The 8,330-nt window shown below is 71.8% G+C and carries 7 protein-coding genes; 2 read left to right on the forward strand and 5 right to left on the reverse strand.

The features are described from left to right. From ACFVWY_RS35175 to ACFVWY_RS35195, 5 genes are all read right to left on the reverse strand, one after another. Positions 1–3,100, reverse strand: a 3,100-nt coding sequence (locus ACFVWY_RS35175) for an amino acid adenylation domain-containing protein (RefSeq protein WP_389878990.1), incomplete at its 3' end; no start/stop codon positions are given. A 143-nt stretch (positions 3,101–3,243) separates the two neighbouring features. Further along, complete coding sequence (locus ACFVWY_RS35180; protein WP_389878991.1) at positions 3,244–4,512, reverse strand: glutamate synthase-related protein; 1,269 nt, start codon at positions 4,510–4,512, stop codon at positions 3,244–3,246. Next, entirely contained in the window at positions 4,509–5,525 is a 1,017-nt protein-coding gene (locus ACFVWY_RS35185) for an asparagine synthetase A (protein ID WP_389878992.1), read from the reverse strand. Before ACFVWY_RS35185 ends, ACFVWY_RS35180 begins: the two co-directional genes overlap by 4 nt. Next, on the reverse strand, positions 5,522–6,940 hold the full coding sequence (locus ACFVWY_RS35190) for a methylaspartate mutase (protein WP_389878993.1): 1,419 nt from the start codon (positions 6,938–6,940) through the stop codon (positions 5,522–5,524). Before ACFVWY_RS35190 ends, ACFVWY_RS35185 begins: the two co-directional genes overlap by 4 nt. Continuing rightward, a complete protein-coding gene (locus tag ACFVWY_RS35195) occupies positions 6,937–7,389 on the reverse strand; it encodes a cobalamin B12-binding domain-containing protein (protein ID WP_389878994.1) in 453 nt (150 codons plus the stop codon). The genes ACFVWY_RS35190 and ACFVWY_RS35195 overlap by 4 nt, the downstream gene beginning before the upstream one ends. 254 nt (positions 7,390–7,643) lie before the next feature. On the opposite strand from ACFVWY_RS35195, the gene ACFVWY_RS35200 reads away from it, so the two are divergent. Further along, the gene (locus ACFVWY_RS35200) at positions 7,644–7,925 is read left to right on the forward strand and encodes a hypothetical protein (protein ID WP_389878995.1); all 282 of its coding nucleotides are present in this window, start codon (positions 7,644–7,646) and stop codon (positions 7,923–7,925) included. Positions 7,926–8,066: 141 nt separating this feature from the next. Further along, positions 8,067–8,279: an MbtH family protein gene (locus tag ACFVWY_RS35205; protein ID WP_389878996.1), complete on the forward strand. Its 213-nt coding sequence runs from the start codon at positions 8,067–8,069 to the stop codon at positions 8,277–8,279. The last annotated feature ends 51 nt before the right edge of the window (positions 8,280–8,330 follow it).

The following is an 8,330-nucleotide window of genomic DNA, read 5'->3' on the forward strand; positions in this document are numbered from 1 at the left end:
CCGTCGCGTACTCGATGGTGACGTCCAGCCCGCCCGGACGGCCGTCCGGGGTGCGGCGCTCCGCGAAGGAGAACGTGAGGTCGAACTTGGCGATCCGCAGCCAGGTGAACTCCGACTCGGTGTCCAGGTCCTCGGCGACGAGCGTCGGGGTGGCGGCGTCGGTGAGGGTCAGCATGACCTGGAAGAGCGGGTGGCGGGCGGTGGTGCGCTCCGGGTTCAGCGCCTCGACCAGCCGGTCGAACGGCAGGTCCTGGTGGCTCCAGGCCGCGAGGTCGTTCTCCCGGACCCGGGTGAGCAGTTCACGGAAGGTGGGGTCGCCGGAGACGTCGGTGCGCAGCACCAGGGTGTTGACGAAGAAGCCGACCAGATCGTCCAGCGCCTGGTCCGTGCGGCCCGCGATGGGTGAACCGAGCGGGATGTCGTGACCGGCTCCGGAGCGGGACAGCAGGGTCGACACCGCCGCCTGCGCCACCATGAAGACCGAGGCCCCCGCATCGCGGGCCAGCTCCGCCAGGGCGGCGTGGATCTCCTCGGTGAGGTGCACGGTGTGGGTGGCGCCCCGGTAGGACGCGACGGCCGGGCGGGGCCGGTCCGCGGGCAGGGTGACCTCGTCCGGGAGGCCGGCCAGTGCGGTGCGCCAGTAGTCGAGTTGCCCGGAGGCGACACTGCCCGGGTCCGCGGGGTCGCCGAGCACATCGCGGTGCCAGAGGGCGTAGTCGGCGTACTGGGCGGGCAGCGGTTCCCAGGCGGGGCGCTCGCCGCGGGAGCGGGTCGCGTACGCGGTGCTCAGGTCACGCATCAGCGGCTGGTAGGACCACCCGTCGGAGACGATGTGGTGCATGACGACCAGGAGCACGGATTCCTGCTCGCCGAGGCTGAACAGCCGGGCGCGGAAGGGGAGATCGGACGCCAGGTCGAAGATCCGCTCGGACTCGGCGGTCAGCAGCTCGGAGACGTTCTCCTCCGTGGCGGGGGTGACCGGCACCTCCACCCGGACACCGTCGGCGGGCAGGATGCGCTGGTACGTCTGCCCGTCGGCCTGGCCGAACACGGTGCGCAGGCTCTCGTGGCGCCCCGCGACATCGGTGAACGCCGCCTCCAGGGCCGCGCGGTCGAGGTGTCCGCGCACCCGTACGGCGAGCGGGATGTTGTACGTCGCGGACGGGCCCTCCAGCTGGTCGAGGAACCAGAGCCGCTGCTGGGCCGCGGAGAGCGGCAGCGGCTCCAGGCGCTCCTGGGCGGTGAGGGCGGGGCGAGCGCGGTCGCCGCCGCCGGTGGCGACGTACCCGGCGAGCAGGGCGACGGTCGGGTACTCGAAGAACTGCCGCAGCGTGAGCTGGACGTCCAGGACCGTGCGGACCCGGCTGACCAGCCGGGTCGCCAGCAGGGAGTGCCCGCCGAGGACGAAGAAGTCGTCGTCGACGCCGATCGAGGGCAGGCCGAGGGACTGGGCGAACAGGCCGCAGAGGACTTCCTCGACGGGGCCCCGCGCACCCCGGCCGCCGGGGGTGGCACCGGCCTGGGGCACGGGCAGGGCGCGCCGGTCGAGCTTGCCGTTCGGGGTCAGCGGCAGGGTTCCCATCGGGACGAGGGCCGAGGGCACCATGTACTCGACGAGCTGTCCGGCCGCGTACCGCAGGAGTTCGCCGCCGTCCAGGACGCCTTCCTCCGCGGGTACGGCGTAGGCCACCAGGCGCTTGTCGCCGGGCCGGTCCTCGCGGACGATGACCGCGGCCTGGGCGACGGAGGGGTGGCGGACGAGTACGGTCTCGATCTCGCCGAGTTCGATGCGGTTGCCGCGCAGTTTGACCTGCTGGTCGGCGCGGCCCAGGAAGATGATCTCGCCGTGTTCGTTCCAGGCGGCGAGGTCGCCGGTGCGGTACATCCGGGTGCCGGGCGGGCCGTAGGGGTCGGCGGTGAAGCGCTCCGCGGTCAGGGCCGGGAGGCGGCCATAGCCCTGGGCGAGGTGCGGGCCCGCCACGTAGAGTTCACCGGTCTCGCCGGGGGCGGTGTGGCGCAGTCCGGCGTCGAGGACGTACATGGCGGTGTTGGCCATCGGAATGCCGAGGTGCAGCCGGTCGAGGGTGCGGACCTCGGGGGTGAAGCTCTGGTAACTGCAGAAGACGGTGGCTTCGGTAGGACCGTAGACGTGGACGAACGTGGTGTCCGGGCAGTGGTCCATGGCGCGCTGGAGGGCGGAGGCGGACAGGACGTCGCCGCCGGTCCAGATCTCCCGCAGCTGCTTCAGGCCGTCGATCGCCTCGCTGGCCATGGCGTCGAAGAGGGCGGTCGTGAAGTAGGCGGCGGTCGCCCGGTGCCGGGTGATGGCCTCGGCCAGCTCGCCGATGTCGATCTTCCGGGCGGGCAGCACGACGGCGAGTCCGCCGCGCAGCAGCGGCACCCACAGTTCGTAGGTCGAGGAGTCGAAGGGCAGCGGCGAGTAGGCGAGGACCCGTTCGTGGGCGGTGGCGCCGAAGCCCGGGTCCAGGGCCAGTTCGACGACGTTGCGGTGGGTGTTCACCACTCCCTTGGGGGTACCGCTGGAGCCGGAGGTGAACATCATGTAGAGCGGGTGGTCGGGGTGGACCTCGGCATCGGGTGCGGTGGGGGCCGTGTCGGCGGTGGCGCTCGTGTCGTCGAGGCGCAGCGTGGACAGGTCGCCCGCGAAGCCGGTCCCGGCGGCCGGGCGGTCGGTGACCAGGAGGACGGCGCCCGTGTTGCCGAGGATCCAGGCGAGGCGTTCCTCGGTCTGGCGGTGGTCGAGGGGGACGTACACGCCGCCGCTCTTCAGCACGGCGAGGACCGTGATGACATAGGCGAACGAGCGGTCGAAGAGCAGACCTACGGTGTCGCCCGGCCGTACCCCCTCGGCGACGAGCCGGTGTGCCAGGGCGTTGGCCGCGCCGTCCAGCTCCTGGTAGGTGAGGCTCTGGTCCTCACAGACGAGGGCGACGGCCTGGGGGGTGCGGGCCGCCTGCGCGGCGAAGAGCACGTGCAGAGCACCCTCGGGGAGGTTCTCGGCCGTGTCGTTGTACGCGGCGACGTGTCCGGGGACGTCGACGCCGCGGGAGAGAGCCGGATCGGTTTGCGGCTGGAACATCTCGACACCTTCTCGGTAGCTCGGATCTCGTGGTCTCGCGGCGTGCCGGGAGACCGACGGAGCCACGGTGGATGACGTGCGGTTGACGCGAAGCGGGGTGAGGGAGCGGTGGAGCGGCGCGGCTGTGGGACGGTGCGCCGGGGTCAGCCGGTGCGTGCGGGCGCCGCGGCGTCGGCCGGCAGCAGGACGTCCTCGGCGTCCAGGGCGCCGACGTCGTACTTGCCGACGGCGCTGGTCAGGAGCCGCAGTTCCAGGGCGATGCTCTCGGCCAGGCGGACCAGGCCGGCTTCGGCGTCCTCGTCCACGGCGAGCAGCGCGGCCCGGCCGAGGCCGACGGCACGGGCGCCGAGCGCCAGGGCCTTGGCGGCCCGGCTGCCTTCCCAGATCCGCCCGCTGGCGAGCAGGCAGTGGTCGGTGCGGCCGATGCGGGTGAGGCATTCACCGAGCGGGAGGCCGACCTGGGAGAGGAAGGCGGTCGGCGCCCAGGCGGTGCCGCCCTCCGCGCCGTCCACGGTGACGGAGTCCGCCCCGGCCGCCCAGGCGGTGACCGCGGCCCGCGCCACGTCACGGCCGGGGTGCAGCTTCACCCACACCCTGGCGCGGGGGAAGTTGTTCCGCATGAGCCGGATCTGCTGGCGCAGGATCTCCTCGGTGAAGGTGCCGGGACTGCTGACCCGCAGCACGGACGCGCTGTCGTCCCCGAACACCATGTCCATGGCGTACTGTTCGGCGACCCGGTCGCCCGCGTCACGGTCCAGGACGGTGAGTCCGCCGAGGCCGGGCTTGGCACCCTGGCCGACCTTCAGTTCGAAGGCGAGGCGGCCGGTGGCCAGCAGCTGTTCGGACACCGGGTCGCTGTAGACCAGGTTCCACACCTCGGCGTCCGCGTCCTCGGTGGACTGCTGGACCACCACCCCGCCGTGCTCGTCGTCGGCGGCGGCCGTGTAGGCGGCGATCCGGCCGATCAGCGGGGAGGCCGCGGCGTCGGCCGCGGAGCGGAAGCCGTTGACGGGGACCACGTTCTCCCCGATGACCATCGGGATGCCGAGCTGTCCGGCCTGGCGCCCGGCCGCCTCGCCCAGGTCGTGGCTGGCGACCTGGGTGGAGCCGAACGCGGAGACGTAGAGCGGCAGCCGGGAGGCGAACCCGCCGATGCGGGTGCCCAGTTCGACGTCGGTGTACAGCGGCTCGCGAGCCAGGTCGATGAGCTTGGCCAGCCGCTGCGGCATGAACACCGGCGGTACGATCCTGGCGCGTTCCAGCAGGTCGTACGGATCGTGCCCGGCCGGGACCGCGCCCAGCATGCTGGAGCCGTAGGTCTTCAGCTCGGGGAAGACGCCCGCCTCCCCGGCCCTGGCCCGGTACCGCACCTGCGCCTCGGGAAAGCCCTCGGCGCTCAGCGCCCCGCTCATGCCGACACCACACCGGGGAGCTTCGGGTAGGCACTGGCCTCCCACGCCGCGGTGCGGCCGGTGACGTACCGGGTGAAGCGCTCCAGACCGATGCCGAAGCCGGAGCTGGCGGGGATGCCGCGGCGGGCCAGGTCGAGGTACCAGCCGTACTTGGCGGGGTTCTCGCCGGTCTCCCGCATCCGGGTCACCAGAGCGGCGTAGTCGTGCTCGCGTTCGCTGCCGCTGGCCAGTTCGCCATAGCCCTCGGGGGCGATCAGGTCGAAGTTACGCAGCACACCGGGGCGTTCGGTGTCCTCCTGGTCGTAGAAGCCGCGCGATCCCTTGGGGTAGTCGACGACGAAGAAGGGGCGGCTGGACTTGGCGGAGAGGATCTCCTCGCCCTCCCAGTCGATCTCGGCGGCCGGGTCCTGCGGGTGGCCGAGCGCCACCAGGTCCGCGGTTGCCTCGCGGTGCGTGGTGTGTCCGAACGCGCCCTCGACGACCTCCCGGAAGGCGTCCGCGTCCCGGCCGAGGAGCTCCAGATCGTGCGGCATGTCGCGGACGACCTCCGCCACGACGTGGGAGACGAGCCGTTCGGCCAGCTCCATGGCGTCCTCGCGGCGGGCGTCGCGGATCTCCACGTCGATCTGGTGGAACTCGGCGAGGTGGCGGTGGGTGACGGCCGTCTCCAGCGGCTCCAGCCGCACGTTGGGCGCGATGTAGAAGATCTTGTCGAAGGCCAGCAAGGAGGCCTGCTTGTAGAGGATCGCGCTGGTCATCAGCTTGTACTTGTGGCCGTAGAAGTCGACGTCCACCTGCTTGGATCCCCGGATGCCCGGGTCGGTGACCGGTCCGATGACCGGGGGCAGCAGTTCCTGGAACCCCTGCCCGGTCAGGAAGGCGCGGGTCGCGGCCAGCATGCGGCTCTGCACCCGCAGCGTGGCACGGGTCGACTCGGCCATCAGGTGCTGGTCGGGCGAGTCCGGGAACGGGGGCACGACACGGTCCTGGAACGCGGCGGTCGGGCTGGTCATGGTGCTACCTCCTGGGTGTGCTGCCGATGGGCCGCCGGGCGACGGGCCGCCGTGGGAAGCGTGGGGCGGGGAGCGGTCTGGGGAACGATGCGGTCGTGGCGGCGCTGTACGAACGACAGGGCGTCGAACAGTCCGGCGGCGGTGAGCCGCCGGCCGCGGTCGCGGACGGGCCCGAGGGGCATCGCCCCGATCTCGGACCAGGTGAGGCGGCCGGACCCGTCGATGTGGCTCCGGGTGCGGCCCGCGTTGTCGGGGTGCAGGCAGTAGGGAACGTCGAGGTAGCCGCGGGCGAAGGCCTTGAGCAGGGCCTGCCCCAGGTCGTCGTCCAGGTTCAGCACGGCATCCACCAGGGCGCGGGCCTCCGCGTACACGGCGTTGTCCGCCGGGCCGGGGCCTGAGTCCGGGCCCCGGACGGGCGCGGCCGGGTGTCCGGCGGCGGTCGCGCGACGGTGCCGGGCGGCGGCCCGCGCGGCGACCCGCAGCGCTTCGACGTTCTCCGCGACGGTGGGAATGCGGTGCGCCTCGGCGGCGGTCTTCACGATCAGCCGGGCCGCCCCGGTCTCCACGGCCAGTTCGGCCGAACGCTCCAGGAGCTCCAGGGAACCGGTCCGGGTCTGCGGGTAGAGGCCCATGTAGGTGTAGAGGACGATGTGCCATTCGGTGTCCGGCAGGAACTCGGCGGCCAGCCGGCGCAGGGCGTGCATCGCCTCGCGGTCCTGGGCGGCGTTGACCTGCTGGGCGTAGCTGAGCGAGATGCTGCGCAGCCCCGCCCGGTGGAAGAAGAGCGCCTCCAGCGCGCTGATCGCGACGAGCAGTCCGGGCGGGCACAGCTGGCCGAGCATGCAGCCGCCGAACGTCTCCAGGTGCGGTTCCGCCCCAGTGCCGCGCAGTCCGGCCAGAAAGGCGCAGCTCTCCTGCCAGTTGCGTACGGAGTCCAGGAGCGGGGTGCGTCCGTAGGGCAGGCAGTAGGAGACCGGGCCGCCCTCGGTGGCGTCCAGGCCCAGCCGGGCCAGTGCGGCCACGATGCGCTGGGGGCGGGCCGAGCCGTGCCGGATCTGCACGGGGAAGGCGGCGTCCTCGACGCCGTCGAGGACCCAGCGGGAGGTCTGCGGGCTGTAGTGGGTGATCGGGAAGCCGTTGAGGGGCACGCCGCCGCTCAGCGCGCGGGCCGCGGAGGGCTCGTCGTTGACCCGGGTGTAGCTGTCGATCGTCATGGTGCCGACGACGCCGTCGGTGGCGTTCTTGGTGGCCAGCAGTCCGGCCCGCATCAGCGCGGGGTCGGAGAAGCCCATCCGGGGCTGCACCACGAGCGTTCCGCGGGCCTGCGCCTCGGCGACGAAGCGGCCGAAGGAGTGCGGGCGCCGGTGCACGGCGGCAGGGGCGCCGGGGGGCGCCTCCCGGGCCGGCGCGGTCACCGTTCCACCTCCTTGGGCAGGGAGCCGACGTACGACTCGAAGGCGGCGATGTCGCCACCGTCCTGGAAGACCGCGTCGAACCCGGCCCGCATGAGGGCGTCGGCCTCTTCCCCCCCGTTCCCGGACACGCCGAGCTTGCCGCCGATGACCGCGGGCAGGCCCGTGAGTTCCCAGCGCGACCGGATGGCCCCGATCAGCGGTTCGGCGTCGTGGAAGCCGTGTCCGTTGACGCTGCTGACGACCAGAAGGTCGGGCTGGAACTTGCAGCAGGACTCGACGATCTCGTCCTCGGGAACACAGGAACCCAGATTGACGACCTTGTGTCCGAGGTCTTCGAGCAGCAATTGGATGTAGATGAGATTCCAGGTGTGCGCATCGGACTGGAGTCCGGTGACAACAACGTCCAGCGGCCCGGATCGATGACGAGCCGCCCATTCCGCAGGTTTCATTGTTCGCTTCGTCCACATCATTGGATGACAGGGGAGAAAGAGATCCGGAACGGGCCCGGAACTTCCTTTCGGCCACCACCGTAGATTCGCCGTGCGGGCGTTTCCGGCGTGACCGGCGGCAACTGGGCGGCAGCAGAGCAGCAGTTGAGCAGAAGAACGGTGCCGGGCGGTCGGCGGAACGTGAGACTGGCCTTACTGCACCCGCAGAATCCAGCGCGCGGCACACCGCCGGCGGCAGACCGAGGAGTCACGACATGACAGAGACCGGCCACAGCGTCCCCGCGGCGGACGTGCTCGCGGACGTCCTGGCGGAGGTACGGGAACGGGTCGACCGGCGAGAGGCGCTCGGGGAGGCCCAGGTCGCGGTGCTCGAAGCCGCGGTGAACATCGTCCGCGCGGGTCAGCCCGGGTTCGAGGTGATGCCGGTGGAGCGTTCGGAGCTGGTGCGCGAGGCACTGGGCGCGGTGCGCGCGGCGACCGTGGCGACCGGGGTGGCGCTCACCCACACCCACCGCAAGGCTCATGCGCTCATCTGACCGCGCGGCCGGTCGTGCCGCCGTACTGCCTGTGCTACTGCCCGGCGGCGCGGACGACGCCTTCTAGCATTTCCTACAGCCGAAACACTCAGAAGCAACCGAAGACATCGCGTTCAACTTCGCCCAATCGAGGTGGAAATCATGGCAACCAACCCGTTCGAGGACGCCCAGGGCCGCTATGTAGTGCTGGCCAACGAGGAGGGCCAGTATTCGCTGTGGCCGGCCCGGATTCAGCAGCCGGCGGGCTGGGAGCTGGTGAAGGACGAGGCCAGCAAGCAGGAATGCGGCGAGTTCATCGAGGCCAACTGGACCGACATGCGCCCGCGTTCGGTGGTCGCGGCGATGGGTGGCTGAACCCGGGAGCCGCCCCGTCCGGAGGAGGGCGGGTGCGGGGCGCTGGCACAG

Source organism: Streptomyces sp. NPDC058195, from assembly GCF_042883525.1.
In the GTDB taxonomy this organism is placed as follows: domain Bacteria; phylum Actinomycetota; class Actinomycetes; order Streptomycetales; family Streptomycetaceae; genus Streptomyces.

Excerpts from the sequence above, each read along its gene's own strand:
- ACFVWY_RS35205 (WP_389878996.1), top strand. The coding sequence starts at position 8,067 with ATGGCAACCAACCCGTTCGAGGACGCCCAGGGCCGCTATGTAGTGCTG.
- ACFVWY_RS35200 (WP_389878995.1), top strand. The coding sequence starts at position 7,644 with ATGACAGAGACCGGCCACAGCGTCCCCGCGGCGGACGTGCTCGCGGAC.
- ACFVWY_RS35180 (WP_389878991.1), bottom strand. The coding sequence starts at position 4,512 with ATGAGCGGGGCGCTGAGCGCCGAGGGCTTTCCCGAGGCGCAGGTGCGG.
- ACFVWY_RS35185 (WP_389878992.1), bottom strand. The coding sequence starts at position 5,525 with ATGACCAGCCCGACCGCCGCGTTCCAGGACCGTGTCGTGCCCCCGTTC.
- ACFVWY_RS35195 (WP_389878994.1), bottom strand. The coding sequence starts at position 7,389 with ATGAAACCTGCGGAATGGGCGGCTCGTCATCGATCCGGGCCGCTGGAC.